Source organism: Achromobacter sp. ACM01, assembly GCF_014851745.1.
In the GTDB taxonomy this organism is placed as follows: domain Bacteria; phylum Pseudomonadota; class Gammaproteobacteria; order Burkholderiales; family Burkholderiaceae_B; genus Achromobacter; species Achromobacter aegrifaciens.
Genome location: NZ_JACVAF010000005.1, coordinates 275,372 through 299,190 on the forward strand (window position 1 = coordinate 275,372; position 23,819 = coordinate 299,190).

Annotated in this window: 14 protein-coding genes; 1 reads left to right on the plus strand and 13 read right to left on the minus strand. The window is 66.3% G+C overall.

Annotated elements, in window-relative coordinates:
• Positions 1 to 225: 225 nt before the first annotated feature.
• From IB268_RS24055 to clpS, 13 genes are all read right to left on the minus strand, one after another.
• On the minus strand, positions 226 to 957 hold the full coding sequence (locus IB268_RS24055) for an ABC transporter ATP-binding protein (protein WP_054452351.1): 732 nt from the start codon (positions 955 to 957) through the stop codon (positions 226 to 228).
• The gene (locus IB268_RS24060) at positions 954 to 1,754 is read right to left on the minus strand and encodes an ABC transporter ATP-binding protein (protein ID WP_054452353.1); all 801 of its coding nucleotides are present in this window, start codon (positions 1,752 to 1,754) and stop codon (positions 954 to 956) included. Before IB268_RS24060 ends, IB268_RS24055 begins: the two co-directional genes overlap by 4 nt.
• Positions 1,751 to 2,839, minus strand: a complete 1,089-nt coding sequence (locus IB268_RS24065; RefSeq protein WP_054452355.1) for an ABC transporter ATP-binding protein — start codon at positions 2,837 to 2,839, stop codon at positions 1,751 to 1,753. The genes IB268_RS24060 and IB268_RS24065 overlap by 4 nt, the downstream gene beginning before the upstream one ends.
• Positions 2,836 to 3,765 carry a branched-chain amino acid ABC transporter permease gene (locus IB268_RS24070; protein WP_013394754.1) on the minus strand — a complete coding sequence of 310 codons (930 nt, stop codon included), beginning with the start codon at positions 3,763 to 3,765 and terminating at the stop codon, positions 2,836 to 2,838. Before IB268_RS24070 ends, IB268_RS24065 begins: the two co-directional genes overlap by 4 nt.
• 158 nt (positions 3,766 to 3,923) lie before the next feature.
• The gene (locus tag IB268_RS24075) at positions 3,924 to 5,069 is read right to left on the minus strand and encodes a branched-chain amino acid ABC transporter substrate-binding protein (RefSeq protein ID WP_013394755.1); all 1,146 of its coding nucleotides are present in this window, start codon (positions 5,067 to 5,069) and stop codon (positions 3,924 to 3,926) included.
• A gap of 238 nt (positions 5,070 to 5,307) precedes the next feature.
• Positions 5,308 to 9,129, minus strand: a complete 3,822-nt coding sequence (putA, locus tag IB268_RS24080) for a trifunctional transcriptional regulator/proline dehydrogenase/L-glutamate gamma-semialdehyde dehydrogenase (protein WP_192354912.1) — start codon at positions 9,127 to 9,129, stop codon at positions 5,308 to 5,310.
• A 157-nt stretch (positions 9,130 to 9,286) separates the two neighbouring features.
• Positions 9,287 to 10,003 carry a membrane integrity-associated transporter subunit PqiC gene (locus tag IB268_RS24085; protein WP_225591480.1) on the minus strand — a complete coding sequence of 239 codons (717 nt, stop codon included), beginning with the start codon at positions 10,001 to 10,003 and terminating at the stop codon, positions 9,287 to 9,289.
• A gap of 8 nt (positions 10,004 to 10,011) precedes the next feature.
• The gene (locus tag IB268_RS24090; RefSeq protein WP_119449314.1) at positions 10,012 to 11,676 is read right to left on the minus strand and encodes an intermembrane transport protein PqiB; all 1,665 of its coding nucleotides are present in this window, start codon (positions 11,674 to 11,676) and stop codon (positions 10,012 to 10,014) included.
• A gap of 39 nt (positions 11,677 to 11,715) precedes the next feature.
• Positions 11,716 to 13,032: a paraquat-inducible protein A gene (locus tag IB268_RS24095; protein ID WP_054452361.1), complete on the minus strand. Its 1,317-nt coding sequence runs from the start codon at positions 13,030 to 13,032 to the stop codon at positions 11,716 to 11,718.
• 8 nt (positions 13,033 to 13,040) lie between these two features.
• Positions 13,041 to 15,353 (minus strand): ATP-dependent Clp protease ATP-binding subunit ClpA, encoded by a 2,313-nt coding sequence (gene clpA, locus IB268_RS24100; RefSeq protein ID WP_175162976.1) that lies wholly within the window; start codon positions 15,351 to 15,353, stop codon positions 13,041 to 13,043.
• Between the two features lie 55 nt (positions 15,354 to 15,408).
• Positions 15,409 to 17,631, minus strand: coding sequence for a penicillin-binding protein 1C (pbpC, locus tag IB268_RS24105; protein WP_175162975.1), 2,223 nt, complete (start codon positions 17,629 to 17,631; stop codon positions 15,409 to 15,411).
• On the minus strand, positions 17,628 to 22,823 hold the full coding sequence (locus tag IB268_RS24110) for an MG2 domain-containing protein (protein WP_370540035.1): 5,196 nt from the start codon (positions 22,821 to 22,823) through the stop codon (positions 17,628 to 17,630). The genes pbpC and IB268_RS24110 overlap by 4 nt, the downstream gene beginning before the upstream one ends.
• Positions 22,824 to 22,987: 164 nt before the next feature.
• Positions 22,988 to 23,302, minus strand: a complete 315-nt coding sequence (gene clpS, locus IB268_RS24115; protein ID WP_006383989.1) for an ATP-dependent Clp protease adapter ClpS — start codon at positions 23,300 to 23,302, stop codon at positions 22,988 to 22,990.
• 225 nt (positions 23,303 to 23,527) lie between these two features.
• Between clpS and IB268_RS24120 the strand changes: the two genes are divergently transcribed.
• Positions 23,528 to 23,773 carry a cold-shock protein gene (locus tag IB268_RS24120; protein WP_006220277.1) on the plus strand — a complete coding sequence of 82 codons (246 nt, stop codon included), beginning with the start codon at positions 23,528 to 23,530 and terminating at the stop codon, positions 23,771 to 23,773.
• The last annotated feature ends 46 nt before the right edge of the window (positions 23,774 to 23,819 follow it).

The window sequence follows — 23,819 nt, forward strand, 5'->3', positions numbered from 1 at the left end:
CTTCGGATCCCTCCGCCCGGCCACCGTCTCACGATGTCTGCCCATGAACGGGGTCCAAAGCCAGCGCATTAAGCGACTGCCAGCCGAGGACCCCGGAGTCATCCGAAGCGCAGCCCCGCCGGGGCGAGCATCGGAATGACGCAGGGCAGCCTCGGCGGCTAAAGAACCCTGGCGTCGGCAAGCTCGAAGCCCTGCCGCGCCCGCCCCCAAGATCCCGGCCGCGCCCTACTCGGACTCGCCCAGATAGGCCGCCCGCACCTTGGGATCGTGCAGCATGTCGCCGGCCGGACCAGACAGGATGATCTCGCCCGATTCCATCACGTAGCCGCGATGGCTGTTTTCCAGCGCCAGGCGCGCATTCTGCTCGATCAGCAGGATGGTGACGCCTTCGCTGGCGATGGTACGCACTACCTCGAAGACCTTCTCCACCATCAGCGGCGCCAAGCCCATCGAAGGCTCGTCCAGCAACAGCAGCTTGGGGCGCGCGATCATCGCGCGGCCCATCGCCACCATCTGCTGCTCGCCTCCGGACAGCGTGCCGGCCGCCTGCTTGCGGCGCTCCGCCAGGCGCGGGAACAGCGTGAAGACGCGGTCGGTGTCCTGGCGGATCTGGGCCGCATCGCGACGGATATAGGCCCCCATCGCCAGGTTTTCCTCGATCGTGAGCTGGCCGAAGATGCCGCGCCCTTCCGGCACCATCACCAGACCGCGGCGCACCAGCTCATGCGACTTCTGGCCGCCGACGGACTGGCCGCCGTAGACCACTTCACCGCCCGCCAGCGGCACCAGTCCGCAGATGGCGCGCAGCGTCGTGCTCTTGCCGGCGCCATTGGCGCCGATCAGGCAAACCAGTTCGCCCTGGTCCACGCGCAGGTCGATGCCGCGCACCGCGCGGATGCCGCCATAAGAAACCTGCAGGCCCCGCAATTCCAGTAGGGGTTGGGATGCTGCCGTCATGCCGGGCGCTCCTGATGAATCTGCGGATCCTGCGCGGCGCCTGCGCCCAGATACGCTTCAATGACCTTGGGATCGCGCTGCACCTGGGCGGGTTTGCCCATGGCCAGCACCTTGCCGTATTCGAGCACCAGCACGCGGTCGCACAGGCCCATGACGAGCTTCATGTCGTGCTCGATCAGCAGCACGGTGATGCCGTCGGCGCGGATCTTCTCGACCAATTTGCGCAGCACCACGGTTTCCGATGCGTTCATGCCGGCCGCCGGTTCGTCCAGCGCCAGCAGCTTGGGATCGGTGGCCAGCGCCCGCGCGATCTCCAGGCGCCGCTGGTCGCCGTAGGGCAAGGAACGCGCCACGTCGTTGGCGCGATGGCCGATGCCTACGTAGTCCAGCAGTTCCTGCGCCCGCGCTTCGGTGGCGGCCTCTTCGGCCCGCGTGCCGCGCGTGCGCAACACGGCGCCCAATACGCCCGACTTGGTGCGCATGTGGCGGCCGATCATCACGTTCTCGATCGCGCTCAGGTTGGCGAACAGGCGGATGTTCTGGAAGGTGCGCGCCAGGCCCGCATAGGCGACTTCATGCGGCTTCTTGCCGGACATGGACTCGCCGTTGAACGTGCAGCTGCCCTCTTCCGGGATGTACAGGCCGGTGAGCACATTGAACAGCGTGGTCTTGCCCGCGCCGTTCGGGCCGATCAGGCCGTAGATCTCGCCTTGCTCGATGTCGAAGCTGACGTCCGACAGCGCCTGCAGGCCGCCGAAGCGCTTGCCCAGTCCCTGGGCTTGCAGCAGTTTGCTCATGCTCCGCCTCCCTGGGTCTTGGTTGCAAGTTCACGCTTGCGCACCGCCGACGGCCACAGGCCGGCCGGACGGAACAGCATCACGCACACCATGGCCAGGCCGAACAGCAGCATGCGTATGCCCTCGGGGTCCAGCACCACGGCGCCGAACAGCATGTGCTGCACCGGTTCGACCACCGCGCGCAGGAACTCGGGCAGCGCGGCCAGGATCAACGCGCCCAGGATCACGCCCGGGATGTGGCCCATGCCGCCCAGCACCACCATGCACAGGATCGAGATGGATTCCATCAGCGAAAAGCTCTCGGGGCTGACGAAGCCCTGCATCGAGGCGAACAAGGCGCCCGCCACGCCGCCGAAGGACGCGCCCATCGCGAACGCCAGCAGCTTGATGTTGCGGGTATTGATGCCCATGGCCTTGGCCGCGATCTCGTCTTCGCGGATCGCTTCCCAGGCGCGGCCGATGCGCGAATTCTGCAGGCGCACGCAGACCACGATGATGATCAGCGTCACCGCGAGCAGCAGGTAGTAATACTTTTCGGGTCCCGTCACGCGCAGGCCTAGCAGGCTTTCCGTGCGGCCGAAGGCGAACTCGCCGACCTTGAAGGTGTCGATGCGGTTGATGCCCTGCGGTCCGTTGGTGATGTTGACCGGCGCGTTCAGGTTGTTCAGGAAGATGCGGATGATCTCGCCGAAGCCCAGCGTCACGATGGCCAGATAGTCCCCTCGAAGCTTGAGCGTGGGCGCGCCCAGCAGCACGCCGAACAGGCAGGCCACCGCCAGCGCGATCGGCAGGATCGCCCAGAACGGCAGGTGCAGGCCGAAATGCGGCGATGCCAGCAACGCCCAGGTGTAGGCGCCCACCGCGTAGAACGCGATGTAGCCCAGGTCCAGCAGGCCCGCGAAGCCCACCACGATGTTCAGGCCCAGCGACAGCATCACGTACAACAGCGCGAAGTTCAGGATGCGGACCCAGCTCTGCCCGGCCATGCCGATCACGAAGGGCAGCACCGCCAGCACCACGCCGATCAGCGCGATGCCGATCAGGTTGCGGGTGGAGAACCCGCTGCTTTTCAGGGTTGCGTTCATGCCCGGTCTCCCACGCGCTCGCCCAGCAGGCCGGACGGACGGAAGATCAGCACCAGCACCAGCACGAAGAACGCGAACACGTCCTGATAGTGGCTGCCGAGGAAGCCCCCGGTCAGGTCCCCGATGTACCCGGCGCCCAGCGATTCGATGATGCCCAGCAACAGGCCGCCCGCCATGGCGCCGACCAGGTTGCCGATGCCGCCCAGCACCGCGGCCGTGAAGGCCTTCAGGCCCAGCATGAAGCCCATGGTGTATTGCGACACGCCGTAGTAGGTGGCGACCATCATGCCGGCCACCGCGGCCAGCGCCGAGCCGATCAGGAACGCCGCCGAAATGACCGTGTTGATGTTCACGCCCATCAGCCCCGCGACTTCGCGGTTCTGCGCGGTGGCGCGCATCGCCGTGCCCAGGCGGGTCTTGTGCACCACGGCCAGCAGTCCGCCCATGATCAGCGCCGCGATCACCACGATGGCAATCTGCAGCGAGCTCATGCGCGCGCCAGCAATCTCGAATACCTGCGGCGACAGCACCTGCGGGAAGTTCAGGTAGTTGCGGCCCCAGCCCATCATCGCCACGTTCTGCAGGATGATGGACACGCCGATGGCTGTGATCAGGGCAGCCAGGCGCGGCGCGCGCCGCAACGGCCGGTAGGCCACGCGCTCGGCGGTCCAGCCCACGGCCATGCACAGCGGCACGGACACCAGCAGGCCGACGCCCAGCACCACGAAGGCGGACGTGGAAGGATCGCCGCCCACCAGCGAGATGGCGATGGTGGTCGCCGCCATCGCGCCGATCATGACGACGTCGCCATGGGCGAAGTTGATCAGCCCGATGATGCCGTACACCATGGTGTAGCCCAGGGCGACCAGGGCGTACACGCTGCCTAGCGTGACGCCGTTAATCAGTTGTTGAATGAAGATATCCATAGGGGCCGCTGAATAAGCCTGGAAAAATCGCGCGGACCTTGCGGTGACGGCCCTCGGGCCTGCCACGGCGCCGCGCGTGGCACGCGCCTGACGGCGCGCACGCTGCAATACGGGCGGGACGCGGCGCTCAGCCGCCTCCCCGCCCCGGTCCAGCCGCCTTAGTTGGCTTGGCTGACCATCGTCTCAACCATCTCCCACTTGCCGTTCTTGACTTCGTAGATGGTGACCGAGATTTCCTTCAGGTCGCCTTTGGCGTCGTAGGAAATGTGCTCGCTGGTGGCGCCCTTGCGGTTCAGCTTGGCCAGGGCCGGCAGGTACTTCTCGGGCTTGGCCGAGCCGGCCTGCTCGATGGCGGCGATCATGTTCCAGGCGCCGTCATAGGCGTAGGGAGCATAGACGCCGGGGGCCTTCTTGAAGCGGGCCTGGTAGCGCTGCTCGAAGTCCTTGCCCGCGGCCATCTTGTCCAGCGGCACGCCGGCCAGCGAGGCGTAGGTGCCGTCGGCGGCGTCGCCGGCCAGCTTGATAAAGGTGTCGCTGCGCGTCATTTCGCCCGAAACCAGCGGCGCCTTCAGGCCCAGGGTAGCCAGTTGGCGCTTCATCGGACCGGATTGCGCGTCCAGGCCGCCGTAGAAGATGGCGTCGGGCGCCGACCCCTTGATGTTGGTCAGGATGGCGGTGAAGTCGTTGGCCTTGTCGGTGGTGTACTCGCGGCGCACGACCTGGCCGCCAGCGGCCTTGACCGCCTTCTCGACCTCGTCGGCCAGGCCCTGGCCGTAGGCGGTGCGGTCGTCGATGATGGCGACCTTCTTGGCCTTCAGGCTTTCCACCATGAACTTGCCGACCGCGGCGCCCTGCTGGGTGTCGCTGGTCATCATGCGGAAGGTGGTTTCGTAGCCTTGCTTGGTGTACTCCGGCGAGGTCGCCATGGCGATCTGGGGCAGACCGGCTTCATGGTAGACGCGCGAAGCAGGGATGGTCGTACCCGAGTTGAAGTGGCCCAGGATGCCGACCACGTCCTGGTCGACCAGCTGCTGGGCAACCTGCACGCCGACGCGCGGATCGGCCTGGTCATCGCGCGACACCAGCACGAACTTGGCGGTTTCGCCGTCGACCTTGATGCCCTTCTTGTTGGCTTCTTCCAGGGCCAGGTTCAGGCCGTTCTGCATGTCCTCGCCATAGTGCGATTGCGGACCGGTGAGCGGCGCGGCAAAACCGAACTTGACGTCGGCAGCCTGCGCGGAGGCGGCCATGCCGGCGGCGGCAATGCTGGCGGCGAGAAGCTTCAAAGTGGTGCGGAACTTCATGGGTATCCTCCGAGTGTCGGACTTAAGACCTTGTTATACCTGAGCTTTTAACCAGGCTTTTGGTTTTTCACTACTAGCAAGTCCGATATGGCGGAAGCTTGCGTGTGCATGTTCTGCAAAATCCGGAAGCCGGGTTGCGACTTCCGGATTTGAGGTGCGACCGAATTTTCGTGCCAGTGCAACCTCTGCCGATATTGGAGATAACCCTTGGATACCCAAGGGTTGTCCTATACCAGGCTCAACCTATGGTCATGAGGCTGGCGTTGCCGCCCGCCGCCGCCGTATTGACGCTGACGGAGCGCTCCGCCAACAGGCGCTCCGGCACGTAGCCGGCGCCCGCCGCGATCGCGTCGGGGGTCAGTCCATGCACCGACAGGATGGCGCCCGGACGCTGCGCGATGCGCTGGTTCAGCGCCTGCAGCGCGTCGCCATCGCCCTCGAACAGCACGGCCTGGTAGTCCGCCTGGTCGACCTCGCCGTCGGCCAGGATGCCCGCCTGTTCCTGCTGGCCGGCGTCCAGCGAGGCCAGCAGCGCCTGCGCCGCGGGCGTGTCCGCGAACCAGGCGTGGTTGCCTGTCAGCTTGGCGACGGACCACTGCGCCCGCGCCCCGGCCTCGGTGGCGGCCACGCAATACACGGCGCCGCGCGGCTCGACCACATAGGTATTGGTCTCGCCGGTCGGCCCCGGCAGCGCAATGCGCTGCGGCAGCGCCGCCGCCGCGTCCAGCGCCGGCGGCAGGCCCGCCGGACGCGTGCCCAGCAGGCGATACATGTAGAGCGGACCGCCGGCCTTGGGGCCGGTACCGGACAAGCCTTCGCCGCCGAAGGGCTGCACGCCCACCACCGCGCCCACGATATTGCGGTTGACGTAGACGTTGCCCGCATGGACCTGGCCGGTCACGTGCGCGATGGTCTCGTCGATGCGGGTATGCACGCCGAAAGTCAGGCCGTAGCCGGTGCCGTTGATGGCATCCAGCAAGGCGTCCAGTTCGTCGCGCTGGTAGCGCACCACGTGCAGCACGGGCCCGAACACTTCGCGCGTCAGCTCGCTGACGTTGTCGATTTCGATGATGGTCGGCGGCACGAAGGTGCCGTGGCGGCATTCGCCGTTGAGTTCCACCTGGTCCACGCGATGGCCCGCCGTGCGCATCGTTTCGATGTGCCGCTGGATGCCGTTGCGCGCTTCCGTATCGATCACCGGGCCCACATCCACCGACAGGCGGTCGGGGTTGCCCACGCTCAGTTCGCGCATCGCGCCGCGCAGCATGGTCAGCACGTGGTCGGCATTGTCTTCCTGCACGCACAGCACGCGCAGCGCCGAACAGCGCTGGCCCGCCGAGTCGAAGGCGGAGGTCAGCACGTCGAACACGACCTGTTCCGACAGGGCCGAGGAATCCACCACCATGGCGTTCTGGCCGCCCGTCTCGGCGATCAGCGGAATGGTGTGGCCGGCGTCATCCAGGCGATCCGCCAGCGTGCGCGCGATGATGCGCGCCACGTCGGTGGAGCCGGTGAACATCACGCCGCGCACGCCGGGGCTTGCGACCAGTTGCGCGCCCACGGTTTCGCCGCGGCCCGGCAGCAGCTGTACGGCGCCGGCAGGCACGCCGGCAGCGCGCAGGATGGCCACGGCTTGCGCGGCGATCAGCGGCGTCTGTTCGGCGGGCTTGGCCACCACCGTGTTGCCGGCGGCCAGCGCGGCCGCGACCTGGCCGGTGAAGATGGCCAGCGGGAAGTTCCAGGGGCTGATGCACAGCACCGTGCCCAACGGACGATGCGTGTCGTTGCTGAATTCCGATTCGGCCTGGTCCGCGTAATAGCGCAGGAAGTCCACGGCCTCGCGCACCTCGGCGATGGCGTTGGGCAGCGACTTGCCGGCTTCGCGCACGATCAGGCCCAGCAGGGTCTGCATCTGCTCTTCCAGCAGTTGCGCGGCGCGGCGCAGGCACTGCGCGCGTTCGGCCACCGGCGTGGATTGCCAGATGGGAGCGGCATTGGCGGCGGCGCGCAGCGCGGCCTCGGCCTCGTCTGCCTGCGCTTCGACCACGTGGCCCACCACGTCGCGCAGATTGGCGGGGTTGCGGACTTCCATGGCGCGCGAGGCGTCCCAGGCGCCGTCGCCCTCGCCCAGCATGGGGCCGGCGCGCCACGGCATGGCGGCGCTGGCCAGCAGGGCCGCGGACAGCGAACCCAGCCGATGTTCGTTGCTCAGGTCCAGGCCCGCCGAGTTGGCGCGGGCGCCCTCCTGCGGGTCGCCATAAAGTTCACGCGGCAGCGGAATCTTCTCGTGCGGCGCGCCCAGCGGCGTGATGCGCGCAGCGGCTTCCACCGGGTCGGCCACCAGTTGCTCGACCGGAATGCTGTCGTCGCCGATCAGGTTCACGAACGAGGTGTTGGCGCCGTTTTCCAGCAGGCGGCGCACCAGGTAGGCCAGCAGCGTCTCATGCGTGCCGACCGGCGCGTAGATGCGGCACGGACGGTTGAGCTTGCCCTGCGACAGCGCGCCCACGACTTCGTCGTACAGCGGCTCGCCCATGCCGTGCAGGCATTGGAATTCGTACTGGCCCGGGTAGTAGTTCTGGCCCGCCAGCTGGTAGATCGCGGACAGGGTGTAGGCATTGTGCGTGGCAAACTGCGGGAACACCGCTTCCGGCGCGCCCAGCAGCTTGCGGGCGCAGGCCAGGTAGGCCACGTCCGTGTAGACCTTGCGGGTATAGACCGGATAGCCTTCCAGGCCGTCGACCTGGGCGCGCTTGATCTCGCTGTCCCAGTACGCGCCCTTGACCAGGCGCACCATCACGCGATGGCGGCTGCGGCGGGCCAGGTCGATCACGTAGTCGATCACGAAGGGAGCCCGCTTCTGGTACGCCTGGATGACGAAGCCGATGCCGTTCCAGCCGTCCAGCTCGGGCTCGAAACAGAGCGCTTCCAGCAAATCCAGCGAAATTTCCAGCCGGTCGGCTTCCTCGGCGTCGATGTTCAGGCCGATGTCGTAGCTGCGCGCCAGCACGGTCAGCGCCTTCACGCGCGGCAGCAGCTCGGCCATGACGCGTTCGCGCTGGGCGCGCGAATAACGCGGATGCAGCGCCGACAGCTTGATCGAGATGCCCGGTCCCTCATAGATGCCGCGGCCGGCCGCGGCCTTGCCGATGGCGTGGATGGCCTGCTCGTACGAGGCGTAATAGCGGTCGGCGTCCTCAGCCGTGGTCGCGGCCTCGCCCAGCATGTCGTAGGAATAGCGGAAGCCCCGTGCTTCCATCTTGCGGTTGTTGGCCAGGGCTTCGGAAATGGTCTGGCCCGACACGAACTGTTCGCCCATCATGCGCATGGCCATGTTCACGCCCTTGCGCACCAAAGGTTCGCCGCCCTTGCCGATCAGGCGGGTCAGCGCCTTGGACAGCGACTGCTCGCTGCTCACGGCCACCAGCTTGCCGGTGATCATCAGCCCCCAGGTGGCGGCGTTGACGAACAGGGATTGCGAGCCGCCCATGTGCGACTTCCAGTCGCCGCGGGCCACCTTGTCGCGGATCAGCGCGTCGCGCGTGGCGCGGTCGGGAATGCGCAGCAGCGCTTCGGCCAGGCACATCAGCGCCACGCCTTCCTGGCTGGACAGCGAGAACTCCTGGATCAGCCCTTCCACCCCGCCGCCGCTGCGCTTGCCGCGCAGCTTCCGGACCAGGTCGGCGGCCATGGCGTGGATCTTTTCCAGATTGGGCATGCGGGCCTGGCCCAGCAGCAGCGGCACGCACTCGGGCTCGGGGCGGCGGTAGGCGGCGGTAATGGCCGCGCGCAACACCGACTGCGGCTGCACGTCCTGACCGAATTCGTAGAACGGCGGCGTCGGCGCGGAATGGCCTTCGCCCGCCTCGTCCTCGCCGCCCGCGTCCATGCCCAGGTGCGACATCTCGGCGGGCAGGTGGCCGCGCTCGATCTTGTCCAGGTAGGAAAGGATCGCTTGCTTGTGCAGCCAGTGCGGCGTGCAGTTGAGCTTTTGCGCGGCGGCCTTCAGCCGGTCGCGGAGCGCGTCGTCGACTTTAACGCCTAGGGTCGTGCTGGCCATAAGAGATTGCTTCCTGTCGCATGGCAAAGGTAGTACCGGGCCCCGACGGGACCCGGCATGGGTAGGACCGTATGCTAGACAGGTTGCAACTTGGTTTGCACTATGGTTAACCCTTGGTTAACCATTTGAGATCAGGCGGAATTTTGGCCCAGGGCTATCAATCCTTGAGCGCCGCGCAGCCCAGCATCTGCACCGAGGCCGATCCCGCCGGGGTCTGCCCCCGTATGGCCGAGGCCATGGCGCCGGCCAGACTGACCACTGCGCGCTGCTGGGCAGCGATCATGGCGGGCACGCCCTCTTCCGCCACCGGTTCCGTCACCACGCTGCGGCACAGCAGGCCGGAACCCTTCATGTTGACCGGCCGCACGCGCCAGGTCGCATCCAGCTGGGCCATGCGACCCGGCTCCAGCTCGAAACGCTGTACGTCGGTCTGCACCCGCCAGACCGCAGCGCCGGGGCCTGGCTTGACCAGTTGCACATCCAGCGCGCCCAGTTCCCGCTTCAGCGCGTCCGACAGCGCGCCCCGCAACTCGTCGCCCAGCGGTGAGCTCCAACGCTCGGAATACAACGCGGACAGACTGCCTTCGCCGGTGCGCACCATCAGCTGGGGCTGATCCGCCTGCGTCGAGATATTGACCGGTTGCACCTCGATCAGGAAGCTGGCCGGCGCCACCGCACCGCCCGGAGCCTGGGCCGCCGGCGACTGCAAGGTGTGATAGTGCACGGGCGAGGACGCCCCGCAGCCGGCCAGCGCCGCCGACAAGGCCAGCAAGGACAGGACCGGGCGCAGACGGGGCGTCAGCCTGCCCGCGCATCGGGGCTGCTCGGAACTCGGGGCCGCCTGGCGGGCGTGGGGGGACGGGCGTCTATTCATCATGGGATTCAGTTCCTGACAGGACCGGCGCCGGGGATCGGGTCTGGGCCGCGGCCGCGCAACAAGGCCTCGGGATTGGCTTGCAGGAAATCGGCCAGGGCGCGCAGCGAACGGGCCGCGCGGCCCAGCTCCTGCATCGCCTTTTCCGTATTGACCGGCAAGGAAGCATCGGATGCCAGCAGCGCGTTGACCTGCGCCATGGACTCCTTGGCCTGCTTGAGCATGTTCTGCGCTTCAGGCGCGACCTGCTTGTCCAGGCGGTTCATCAGCTTGGAGGTGCTGGCCAAGGTGGTGCGCAGGTCCTCGCCGATCTTGTCGAACGGAATCTTCTCGATCTTGGCGACGATGTTGCTGATCTGCTGCTGCAACTGATCCAGGTTGCCTGGCACCGTCGGGATCAGCGCCGGATCCGAGGGTTTGAATTCAACCGGCTTGGCGTTCGGGAAGTCGTCCAGCGCCACGTACAGCTGGCCGGTCAGCAGGTTGGCGGTGCGCAGCTGCGCGCGCAGGCCGTGCTTGATCATGCCGCCCAACAAGCGGTTGCCGGCAACGTCGCCGTCCTTGGTGGCGCGATCGCGCACTTCGTCGAACACGCGGCCCAGACGTTCCGGATACAGGGTTGCATCCACCATCGAGTAGAAACGCTTGGCGACCGGATCGAAGTCCATGTTGATCTGCGTGACGTTGCCCAGCGTGATGCCGCTGAAGTCGATCGGCGCGCCCACCGTCAGGCCGCGGATCGACTGGTCAAAGCGCATGCGGATCGGGAAGGCCTCGCCGTCCGGATTGGCCTTGGCTGCGGCCTCGGTCGCGTACAGGTCAAATTGCGCGTCGGCCTGCGCCTGCTTGCCGGCATCGCGCGCGCTGATGACCGGCTCGAAGGCCACGCCGCCCACCGCCATCGACACCAGCGATTGCGTGCGCACCTTGAGGCCGTCCGCATTGACGCTGAAGTCGACGCCGCTGGCATTCCAGAAGCGCGTGCCCTGGGTCACGAACTTGTCGTTGGGCGCGTCCACGAACACCTCGACGTTCACGGCCTTGCCGGTTTCATCCAGCGCGTAGCCGATCACGCGGCCCACGTTGATGCGGCGGAAGTACACGGGAGAACCGATATCCAGGGAACCCAGGTCGGACGCCTTGAGCTTGAAGCGCTTGCCGGCGCGGTCATGCGTGACCGCGGGCGGCACTTCCAGCCCTTCGAAATGCAGTTTGGTGGCCTTCTTGGAACCGTCCTTGCCTTCGGCCGCGTCCACGCCGATATAGGCGCCCGACAACAGCGTGCCCAGGCCGGACACGCCGCTCACGTCCAGACGCGGGCGCACCACCCAGAAGTTGGTGCCTTCGCGCGCCAGATCGGAAACATCCTTGGACAGTTCGGCCTGCACCACCACCTTGGTGCGGTCTTCGTTGAAGCCGATCGACTTCACGGTGCCGATGTTGACGTCCTTGTAGCGCAGCTGGGTCTTGCCGACTTCCAGCCCTTCTGCGGTATTGAACGAAATGGAGATGTCGGGCCCCGCCTGCATCCAGGTTCGCACGACCAGCGACAAGCCCATCAGGGCCGCCACGATGGGCACCAGCCAGATCCATGAAATCCGGCTCTTCTTCTTGCGCGAGATCGCGGGTGACGCAAACTTCTCTTCACCGGATCCGGGTGCTTGCTCGGACATCTACTCTTCCTTGTTCGTGGACGGAAGCCGCGGCGCTTCCTAGCCCATTTCCTTGCCGGCGAGAGACGCCGGCTGGCGCCCGCCTCCCACTGGCGGCGATTCTATTTCACTTTGTCCTTCCAGATCCCAACTGCGGCGCAGGTCGAAACTCATGGCCGACAACATGGTCAGGATCACTGTCAGCCCGAACGCCGCCGCACCCGCGCCGGCGCTGATTTCCATCAGACCCTGGAAATCCGCCAACGCCGCCAGCAATATAACGACAAAAACATCCAGCATCGACCATTGGCCGATGAACTCGACCATTTGATACAGGCGCGTGCGCGGACGCAGGTTGGTGGTGCTGCGCCATTGTTCGGTCAACAGCAACAGCATGAGCGCCAGCAGCTTGGTCAACGGCACCGCCACGCTGGCAATGAAGACGATCAGCGCGATATCCCAGGAACCCATTTCCCAGAGTTCGACCACGCCGCCCAGAATGGTGTGGGCGCTGTCCCCCAGCACCGACCTGACCTGCATCACTGGTAGCACGTTGGCGGGGATGTAGAACACCACGGCCGCCAGCAACAGCGCCCAGGTGCGCGCCAGATGATCGGGCTTGCGGAAATGCACCAGGGCGTCGCAACGCACACAGTGGTGGTGCTCTTCCGGATCGGCCGCGCGGGGCAACGCCTGCACCTGGCCACAGACATGGCATCCGGTCAGAACCGTGTCCGGCGCAGCCTGGGGGATATGCACCGGCACCACACCCACGCTCTCGGCGTAGCGCCACAGCACATGCGGCGACAGCCGCCCCAGCATCGTCAACAGGATGGTCAGGATGCCGAACGCCGCCAACCCGATACCCGGAGTCACGGCGGCCATGCCCGCCAGCTTCACCACCGCCACCAGCACGCCCAGGAGGAACACCGGAACCATGCACCAGGGCCGCAGAATGCCCAACAAACGCATCGCAGTACGAAAGCCCAGGGGTTCCCGGCCGCGCGACAGCGGCCCCAACACCCACAGCAACACCGACAGCTGCAGCATCGGCAGCGCAAAGCCGGCCATGCCGGTCATGATGGCGACGACCCAATGGTCCTGGCGCCAGGTGATGGCAATAGCGTCCAGCAAGGATGCCTGCTGCACCATGCCCTGCACGGACATGGAAGCGACGGGATAGGCATTGGCCACCCCGAACACGATCAGGGCGGAAATGGCGAGCGCCAGCCAATTGGACAAAGTAAGCCCGCTGTAACGCCACAGAGTGGCGCCGCAGCGGGCGCAATTGGCGGTCTCTCCAGGTTCAAGCTGATGCCGGCGATAGATGCTCGCGCAGTGTTCGCACTCGATCAGCGGCTGGCGGTCCGCGGTCATTGAGAGCCTTAATCGACCAGTTCGACTTCCTGCTTGTCAGGCGCATCCGACGAGGGCGGCTTGCCGTTCTCGTCGAAGTCCAGCTTGACCTTGCCCTCCTCGTCCAGGTCGACCGTAACCGTGCCGCCATCGACCAGCTTGCCGAACAGCAGCTCGTCGGCCAGCGCGCGGCGGATGGTGTCCTGGATGAGACGCTGCATGGGGCGTGCGCCCATGAGCGGATCGAACCCTTCCTTGGCGAGATGCTCGCGCAGCCCCGTGGTGAAGATGGCTTCCACGCGACGCTCGTGCAGTTGGTCTTCCAGCTGCATGAGGAACTTGTCCACCACGCGCAGGATGATTTCGCGGTCCAGCGGCGCGAACGGGATGATCGCGTCCAGGCGGTTGCGGAACTCGGGCGTGAACATGCGGCGGATTTCCGCCATTTCGTCGCCCACCACGCGCGAATTCGCGAAGCCGATCGACGGACGGTTCAAGGTTTCAGCGCCCGCGTTGGTCGTCATGATGAGGATGACGTTGCGGAAGTCCGCCTTGCGGCCGTTGTTGTCGGTCAGCGTGCCGTGGTCCATGACCTGCAGCAGGATGTTGAACACATCCGGGTGCGCCTTTTCGATTTCATCGAGCAGCAGCACGCAGTGCGGCTGCTTGGTGATGGCCTCGGTCAACAGGCCGCCCTGGTCGAAACCGACGTAGCCCGGAGGCGCGCCGATCAGGCGCGACACCGCATGCCGCTCCATGTATTCGGACATGTCGAAACGCAGCAGCTCCACGCCCAGCGTGAACGCCAACTGGCGCGCGACCTCGGTCTTGCCCACGCCGGTGGGGCCGGAGAACAGGAAGGCGCCGATCGGCTTTTCCGGCTTGCCCAGGCCCGAGCGCGCCATCTTGATGGCGGCGGACAGGGCTTCGATGGCGTTGTCCTGGCCGAAGACCACGGTCTTCAGGTCGCGGTCCAGCGTCGCGAGCTTGCTGCGGTCGTCGTTGGAGACGGACTGCGGCGGGATGCGCGCGATCTTGGACACGATGTTCTCGATGTCCACCTTGCCGATCACCTTCTTTTGGCGCGAACGCGGCAACAGGCGCTGCGCGGCGCCGGCCTCGTCGATCACGTCGATGGCCTTGTCCGGCAGATGGCGATCATTGATGAAACGCGCCGACAGTTCGGCCGCGGCCGACAGGGCGGCGGACGAGTAGCGCACGCTGTGATGCTCTTCGAAGCGGCTCTTCAGGCCGCGCAGGATCTGCACGGTCTGTTCGACGCTGGGCTCGGCCACGTCGATCTTCTGGAAGCGGCGCGACAGCGCGTGGTCTTTTTCAAAGACGCCGCGGTATTCGGTGTAGGTGGTCGCGCCGATGCACTTGAGCTGCCCGGAAGACAAGGCGGGCTTCAAGAGGTTGGACGCGTCCAGCGTGCCGCCGGAAGCCGAACCGGCGCCGATCAGCGTATGGATTTCGTCGATGAACAGGATGGCGTCGGGGTTGCCGCGGATCTGCTTGAGCACGCCCTTCAGGCGCTGCTCGAAATCGCCCCGGTACTTGGTGCCCGCCAGCAAGGCGCCCATGTCCAGCGAAAAGACCTGGGCGGCCTGCAGGATCTCGGGCACTTCGCCGCGCGTGATGCGCCAGGCCAGGCCTTCGGCGATCGCGGTCTTGCCCACGCCGGCCTCGCCGACCAGCAACGGGTTGTTCTTGCGGCGGCGGCACAGCACCTGGATCACGCGTTCGACTTCGTGCTCGCGCCCGATGAGGGGATCGATGCGACCCGCCAGCGCGGCGGCGTTCAGGTCGGTGGCGTACTGGTCCAGCGGCGACTGACGCGATTCGCCCTGCTCTTCACCATTGGTCTGCTGCTCTTTCTGCACGGCGGCGGACTCCACCTGGGGCTGTTTGGTAATGCCATGCGACAGAAAATTGACGACGTCCAGCCGCGTCACGCCCTGCTGTTGCAGGTAGTACACAGCGTGCGAATCCTTTTCGCCGAAAATGGCCACGAGCACATTGGCGCCGGTAACCGGCTTCTTGCCGGTGCCTCCCGCGGATACGTGCATGATGGCGCGCTGGATCACGCGCTGGAATCCCAGCGTGGGCTGCGTGTCGACCTCGGCGCCGCTCGGGATCACCGGGGTGTTCTCCGAGACGAACTGGCGCAGATTGCGGCGCAGGTCGTCCAGGTTCGCGGCGCAGGCGCGCAGCACTTCAACGGCCGAAGCGTTGTCGAGCAACGCGAGCAGCAGATGCTCGACGGTAATAAATTCATGCCGGGCCGAACGGGCCTCGACGAAAGCCATATGCAGGCTGACTTCAAGCTCTTGAGAAATCACGCTTCCTCCGTAACGCATCGAAGCGGGCAAATACACGATTCATATTCTATGCCGATCATGGCGTAACGCCAGAGATTTCAAAAACCACTCTGTCGTGGCGGCCTTGCGCATCCATGACGGTAAGCGTATACCGGCCGTCCATGGCCAACACTAATTTAAACGGATGACCCGACGCGCCATGGCCAACCACGCGCCCGTCCAGCATCCACCATACTTCGCCTTCAGTTCCCTGCACATCCACATCCAGCGCCACTTCGCGCCCGCCCGGCACGGGCCGCAGCACCGAGCCGCTGGCCACGCCGCCCAGACGCAACGGTCCGCGCGAGGCGTCGGCGTAGCCGGCAAAGGACGGCGGCGCCGTTTCATTCAGCACCCAGGCCGCGCGCTGCTCCGGACATTCGCCGGACGGCACGCTGCCGAGCTTGTAACCCAGGGGCCAGCATGTCACCGCGGCCTGCACCGTTTCGGGCCTGACGCGGACCTGCTGAGCGCCTTCGGGCAAGGCCGCCACGATATCCTGCAGTAGCGGCGCCGCCACGTTGGCCCCGAAAAATCCGGGGTTGGGCGTACCGTCCGGACGGCCGACCCAAACGCCCATCGTCCACCTGTCGGTCACTCCAACGGCCCAGGCGTCCCGGAATCCGAAACTCGTCCCGGTTTTCCAGGCCAGCTGCCGCGCCGGACTGCCCGACTGGTAGAACGGCCGGTCGGGATGGCCGCCGCTCTCCAGAATGTCACGGACGATCCAGGCCGCCCCAGGGCTCATCATACGGGACTCGACCCGCGGCTGCTCCGGCCGCAGCCGGGGCCGCCCTGAGACGCCGCCGCGGGCCAGGGCCCGGTAAGCGCCCACCAGTTCTTCCAATGTGGTGCCGCCCCCGCCCAAAATCAAGCTCAAATTCGGTTCCGCGCCCGCGGGCAAACGTAACCGTACCCCGCCGGCCAGCATGACCGAGGCGAAACTGCTGGGCCCGACGCGGTCCAGCAGATCCACCGCCGGCACGTTGAGCGAACGCTGCAGAGCCTGGGCGACGCTGATCGGGCCGGCGAACGCGGCCTGGAAGTTGCCCGGCGCGTAGCCGCCAAACGACATCGGCGCGTCGATCAGCAGGCTTTCGGAGTGGATCAGGCCTTCGTCGAGCGCCTGCGCATACAGAAAAGGCTTGAGCGTGGAGCCCGGCGAACGCACGCCGCGCACCATGTCCACGTGGGCCGCCCGGCTTTCGTCGGAGAAATCGGCGGAGCCGGCATAGGCCTTGACCTCCAGCGTATCGTTGTCCATCACCAACACGGCCATCGACACTTTAGGCGGCAGGCTGTCCACCCGATCCTGCAGCATGCGCTCCACCGCCGCCTGCATGTCCGCGTCCAGGGTGGACGTGACCACCGCGGGCCGCTCGCCAGGACGCCGGCCCGCCTTGCGCTGGCTGCCCGCCTCCTGCAGCAACCGCTGCGCGGCCAGGGGCGCCAGCCAGCGCGCGCGCAGCGGCGGCGCAACCACGTTCTCGATCTTGGCGTCGGCCACCTCGGCCGGGGTCCAGCGGCCCAGTTCGACCATGCGGTCCAGCACCTTGTCGCGCGCGGCCTGCGCGGCCTCGGGGTGACGATCCGGCCGCAGCCGCGATGGCGCCTGCGGCAAGGCGGTCAGCATCGCCGCTTCGGCCGGGCTCAGATCGCGGGCGGGCTTGCCCAGCCACAGGCGCGAGCCCATCTCCACGCCCTCGACGATGCCGCCCATGGGGGCGTGGGTCAGATACAGCGACAGGATCTCGTCCTTGCTGTAGTGCATTTCCAGCTGGATGGCGCGCCAGGCCTGCCGCAGCTTCGCCGACATCGAGCGCGAGGGCTTGCCGGCCAGTTCCGGATCGATCAGCCGCGCGACCTGCATGGTCAGGGTGGACCCGCCCGACACGATGCGGCGGTTGGTGGCCCACTGCCAGCCGGCGCGCGCCATCGCCACCGGGTTGACGCCCGGGTGCCAGTAGAACCAGCGGTCCTCGTAGGTCAGCAACGTTTCCAGATAGCGCTCGGACACCTGGTCGGGCTTGACCGGATAGCGCCAGATGCCGTCGCGGCTGGGATAGTTGCGCAGCGGCGTACCATCGGCGGCCACGACGACGGCGGCGCCGCCCGAATCCACGGGCGGCAAGGGATAGAGGCGGTCCAGCGTGAATAACAACGCGGCCAGCGCAAACAACGCGCTGGCCGCGAAGATTCCTCGCCGCCGCCAGCGGCGGGCGCGCGAGGCGCCCGCCACCGGGGTGGCGGCGGGGTTCAAGGACGCTTGGCGCCGCGGTCGCGGATCTCTACCGTGCTCCATTGCTCGCCTACGCCCCGGATTTCAGGCCGGTACATGTCTTCGGCCACCGTCGACGGCACCGCATAGCGGCCCGGCGTCACCACGCGCACCAGATAGAACACGTCCACCTTGCCGCGACCCAGCGACACCGCGGCCACATAGCGGTCGTCGCGGAACTCGCGGTGCTTGATGTTGGGATCGGACATGGCTTCGGCCACGCGGCGTCCGCCGATCGTCCATTCCTGCATCTCGGGGCTTTGCGACAGGTTCAGGTTTTCGACTTCAAAACCCGCCGGCACGCGGTCCACCAGCAAGCCATCCGGAATGTTCTGGTTGGCGCTGGCCTGCACCCACACCACCAGCATGTCGCCGGTCTGCAGGCTGCCGCCATCCCACGGGCGGCCGTCCGGACGGTACCAGCCGCGCTTGAGCTGGATCACGTCATTGCGCGGCGCAGGCGTGGTGGTCGGACTGCCCTGGATGTCGTATTCGACGAACAGGGACTGGTTGCCGGTGTTCAGCAACTGCACGCCGGCCAGGTCGGCCGCCGACAGCGACACGGTCTGGTCGCTGGTGCCTCCAGCGAGCGCCTTGGTGGAACCGTTGACGGTCAACGTGGCGGACCAGGGCGTGGCCTTGTCGCCGCCCATAGCGCGGGCGGCCAGCAACAGCGACATCTGTTCCTGCGTCGACAGGTACGAACGGTTGCCCAGACGGCTGGCCAGCTGCGTCAGCAGGTTGTCCAGGCGCTCATGGCGCAGCTCGTACTTGTCCGCGATCGCAAAGGCCAGCGCGTAGTCGCGCACGCCGCTGCCGTAGTCGCCCAGCCATTCGTCGTAATAGCCGGAGTTGCGACGATTGTTGAGACCGTACTCGCGCGCCACGGCCTGGTCGAGCGCGCTCTTCATGCGCCCTTCGTCGCCCATGAGCTTGAACGCGGCCGCCAGCTGGATCAGCGGCAACGGCGAGCGCGCGCGCTCCTGGTAGTTGTCGTACAGCTGACGCACCGTGGACAGCGGCGCCTTCTTGTCGCGCGCCAGCGCCAATGCGGCAGTGGCCAGGCCGGCGAAGCGACGATGGTCCTCACGCAGGATGTTGGCGTCGCTGGAGTCGTAGCGACCGGATTCGACGCCGCGCTTCAGGTTGGCCGACCAGGTGCCGAACGCGCCCGAACTCTGCTGCACCTGCTCCAGCAGCCACTGGCGCGAACGGTCCAGCGATGCCTCGGGCACTTCGAAGCCGTTGTCGCGGGCGTCCTGCATGAAGCCGACGGCGTAGGCCGTCAGCCACACATCGCGCGAGGAAGAGCTGCTCCACAGGTTGTACGAACCGACGGCGTTGCGCATGCCCGCCAGGCGGCCGATCGCGCCGGCCACCTTGGCGTCGCGCTCGGCCTTGGTGCGCGGCTTGAGGCCGAACTGCTTGGCCGCGGCCTCATCCAGCATGACCCACGGCAGGGTCGCGCTGATGGTCTGCTCGGTGCAGCCGTAGGGATAGTTGAGCAGCCCTTCGACCAGGCGATTGACGTTGATCGGCGGACGGTTCGATACCGTCATGCTGACCGTGGTCGAGTCCGGGTAGTAGGACGCCACCCACGACGCCTGCGGCGCGTTGGCTTCGCCCGGATTCAGGCGCAGGCGGCGCACCTGGCGCTCGGCCGCGTAGGCCGGTTGCACCTGCAGCACCGATTCGCGCACGATGCGCAAGGGCTTGCCGCCGCCCTGCCCGTCGACGGTCAGGCGCATCAGGCCCAGGCCGTACGAACCGGTGGTGGTGGCGGTGAAGCGCAGCGTGGTGCGCTGCTTGTCCTTCAGAGTCACGGTCTTGACGCCGTCGACGATGGCCAGCGGGTCCAGCGCTTCCAGCTTGACCGTCACCTTCTGCTCGGCGCCGCTCAGGTTGGTCACGTCCAGCGCAATCGCGGCCTGGTCGCCCGGGGTGATGAAGCGCGGCGTGTTCAGCTCGGCCACGATGGGCGCCGCCACCACCATTTCGGTGTCGGTGCTGCCGTAGTTGTCGGGCGTGAAGGCCACGGCCATCAGGCGCAGCGTGCCGTTGAAATCAGGCAGGTCCAGCGGGATGTCCGCCTCGCCCTGCTCGTTCAGCTTGACCGGACCGGAGAACAGGTCCACCAGCTTGACCTTCTTGGGCAGGCTCTTGCTGTCGCCGCGCATGGCGGCGTCGCCGCCCCACTTCAGCTTGCCCTTCGTGCCGTCCATTTTCTCGATCAGCTTGCCGTACATGTCCAGCAATTCGGGCGCGTAGCGGTGCTTGCCGAAGAAGTAGTCCAGCGGATCGGGGGTCTTGTACTGGTTGATGTTGAGGATGCCCACGTCCACCGCCGACAGGGTCACGGTGGCCTGCTTGCCCTGGGCGCCGTCCACCTTGACGCGCACGGTCGCCTTGGTCTCTGGCACCGCCTTGGGCGGCGCCGTCAGTTTCACGTCCAGCTTGCGGTCAGCGCTGGCGATGGGCAGGAAGGTCAGGCCCAGCGCGCGCGCCGGCGTCACGCGGTCGCCTTCGCTGCCGGGACGGAACACTGCGGCGGCGATGTACAGGTCGTGTCGCTTCCAGCTCTTGTCGACCGGGATCTCGACCTGCGTGCCCGTCGCTTTCACGGCCACCCAGGTGGACCACAGCATGCGGTCGCCTTCCACGGTGATGAGCGCCTGGCCGTCATGCGGCGGCGTCAGGGTCAGCTTGACCGTGTCGCCCGGCTTGGCCGGCACGCCTTCAAGCTTCATCTGCACGCGGTCGGGACGATTGCCCATGGCGTCGGAGTCCTGCGCGTTCCAGCCCGCGTAGAAGCGGTAGCGCAGGGTCTGGCCGGTTTCGGGATCGGCGATTTCCAGGCGGTAGCGGCCCCACTTCACGGGCACGGTCAGCTGGGAGCGGTCGTTCAGCGCGATCTCGCGCGAATCCAGCAATTCCTCGGTTTCGGTGTAGCCGCTGTTCCAGCCGCGCTGGTCGTCGAAACGCCAGTAGTACTGGCGGTCTTCGCGGTACAGGCGCATCTGCGCCTGCGCCAGCGGCGCAATCTTGCCCTGCGAATCCACGCGCAGCACTTCAAACCCGGCAGGCGCGCCTTCGCGGGCTACGTCGCCGTCGAATTGCGGACGCACGGCGATCAGGCGGTCGGCGGGCCAGACGCTGCGCTCGATCGAGCGCACCACCGGACGGCCGCCGGATTCCAGCAGGCTGGCCGACACCCGCACCTTCATCGGCGAACGCGTGCCGCCGGTGCGCGGATCGACCTCGAGCTGGCCGCGGCCCTTGTCGTCCAGGGCCGTTTCGGGCAGCTCTTCGAAATGGCGGCGGGCATCGTCGGCAACGTCGCCGAAGATGAAGCCGGGCCATTGCTGGGGCAGCGCAAAACGGTCGCGCTTGACCTGGAAGCTGGACAGCAGGCGGTTGCCAGCGGCGGGCGCGCCGTAGAGATAGTCGCCCTGCACGTCGACAGTCAGCGTTTCCTCCGGCGACAGCACCTCCTGGTCGGAGGTCAGCGCCATCTTCATGCGTTCAGGCAGGAATTCCTCGACCTGGAACTTCCAGGACGCGTCCGGCGCGCGCGACGCGGGGTCCACGCGCAGTTCCAGCAGCCACGTGCCGGTCTGCGCATCCAGCGGCAGGTCGATGCTGCGCTCGATATAGCCGGGCAGATCCTTCTGGGGCTGCCACAGGGTGCTCAGCACCGTGCGGCCGTCGGGGCGCTTGATGGTCGCGGTCAGGGGCGACGGCGCCAGCATGCGGCCGTCCAGATCGCGCGGCAGGACCGAGACGTTGAAGGTTTCGCCGGGGCGGTACAGATTGCGGCCAGCGTAGACGAACAGGTTGTTGGGGCGGGAAACATGGCCGCCCGTGTCGAATTCAGACAGGTCCAGGGCGGGTTCGCCCAGGGCCAGCACCGTCATTTCCTTGTCGCGCGAGGCGCGGATGACGCGCGCATTGGCGAAGCTGCCGTCAAAGCGGACATGGCCCTGGCCGTCGGCCGCGGCCTTGGCCAGCGACTTGCCGGCGCCGTCCACCAGTTCGAACACGGCGCCCGAGATGGCGGTGCCGCTCTTCAGGGATACCGAATAGGCTTCGATGCGGTCGCTGTAGCGGCGCGCGTGCAGGCCGATGTCGCTGACGTAGAAATACGTCACCTGGTATTCGTAGCGGAAACGGCCGGGCTGGCTCATCACCGCGATGTAGATGCCGGGTTCCTGCAATTCCTTGATGCCTTCGACCGGCAGGAACGTGACATGGCGGCGGTTGGGCTTGTCGTCGGTGACGAAGCGGCCTTGATAGACGCTGGTCGTCAGCGAGTTCAGGCGGTCCAGGTCCCAGTTGCTGACCGAGCCCTTCAGGCTGCGGTTGTCGGAATAGCGCCAGTTGTCATCTTCGTCGCTGCTGTCTTCTTCTTCGCCAGAGCCGGTGCTGCGGCCGATGCCCAGCACGGTGTCGAACAGTTCAGGCACGCGCTCAGGCGATACGCGCAGGAACTGCACGTCCACTTCGGACACGTTCACCGTGGCCACGGGCAGGCCGCCATTCTGGCCGGCCGGCAGCACCACGCCGCGGCTGGCGAAATAGAACGACGGCGGCATGGCCTGCGTGTTCACCTCGCAATTCGACGCTTCCGCCAGCTTGATGCCGCCCGCGCCGGGCAGCCCGGCACGCACGGAGATTGCGTAGGAACGCTGCGGTTGCACGTAGGGGAAATAAACCATGCGGGGGTTGTCGCCCACCACCCAGTTGCCCTTCAGGATCTTGCCCTTGGGCGCCGAGTCGCCCGGCCGGACCGAGGCGGGCTGGTCACCGTTGCTGGCGGCCGATTCGCTGTCCTTGTCGGAGGCCGAACCCGTGTCCGTCACCTGCAGAAAGCTGTCCAGGTCGGACTTGGCATCCACCGGCTGCGTGAAGGTCACGGCCAGCGCCAGCGTATCGTTGTACTGGCGCGGCTGGCAGGAAAGCGCGGCAAACGGGTCGGCCGCGCCGACCACCGCGCTGGCGGGCAATGCCGGCTTGGCATCTCCGCCGCCCGCCGGGGCAGCAGGCTGCGACACGTCGGCTGGCGCCGGATTGGCGGGCTGACGTTCCTTGCCCATCCACCAGCCCACGCCGATGGCGCCGGCCAATACAACGACCCCGGCTGTCGCCAGCCAGGCCTTGCTTATCTTTCCACTCACGGTAAATCTCCCGCTTACTCAAATGCAGACGCACCGCTCCTAAGCGGCGGAGCTGCCGACCTGATCATTCCGCGCGCTTCTCGGGTACGCGGATACTGCTTGTCAAAACAAAATAACCGGACAACACAACGCCGCCATGACAGGCGGCGCATTGATTCTGGGGTTCAGACGGGTTCCATCACGCATTGCAGGGGGTGCTGGCGCGCCCGTGCGTATTGGGCCACTTGCGCGATGCGCGTGGCGGCGAGGTCCCGGGGATAAACCCCGCATACACCACGCCCTTCGTGATGCACCTGCAACATGATCCTCGTAGCCTCTTCGTGATTCTTATTGAAGAACTTTTGCAGTACTTTCACGACGAACTCCATCGGGGTGTAGTCGTCGTTCAGCAGCAGGACCTGGTACATCGGAGGCGGCGCGGCGCGCGCCGGAGCCTTCTCGACGGCCAAATCATGCTGGGTATCCAAGGTAGAACTCATAGGGCCGCTATTCTATTTAAACGGGGGACGGCTAGCGTGTAACTTACGGAAAATTACACGTAGAAATGCGTAGTTTCCATACTTGACGCCGCAAAGAAAAGCGGCGCATTATCCACGCATTCTGGGGTTTTCAAAGCACCGAAAATCTGCCAGGAAGCCGGAGGGGGGACAGGGGTCTAGGCCGCGATGCCCTTCGTCAACATACGATTCAATGAGGCAGTCCGCATGTCTGATACGACCGCAACCGCCGTCCAAGGGGACAATCCCAAATCGACGGGCACCGTCAAATGGTTCAACGATGCAAAGGGGTTCGGCTTCATTACGCCCGACGACGGCGGTGAAGATCTGTTCGCCCATTTTTCGTCCATCCAGATGAATGGTTTTAAAACCCTGAAGGAAGGCCAGAAAGTGGCCTTCGAGATTATCCAGGGGCCCAAAGGCAAACAGGCGCTTAATATCACAGCTGCCTGAGTTACCCTTAAAGCGCAACGGTAAGGTTGCGCCATTATTCAGGCGG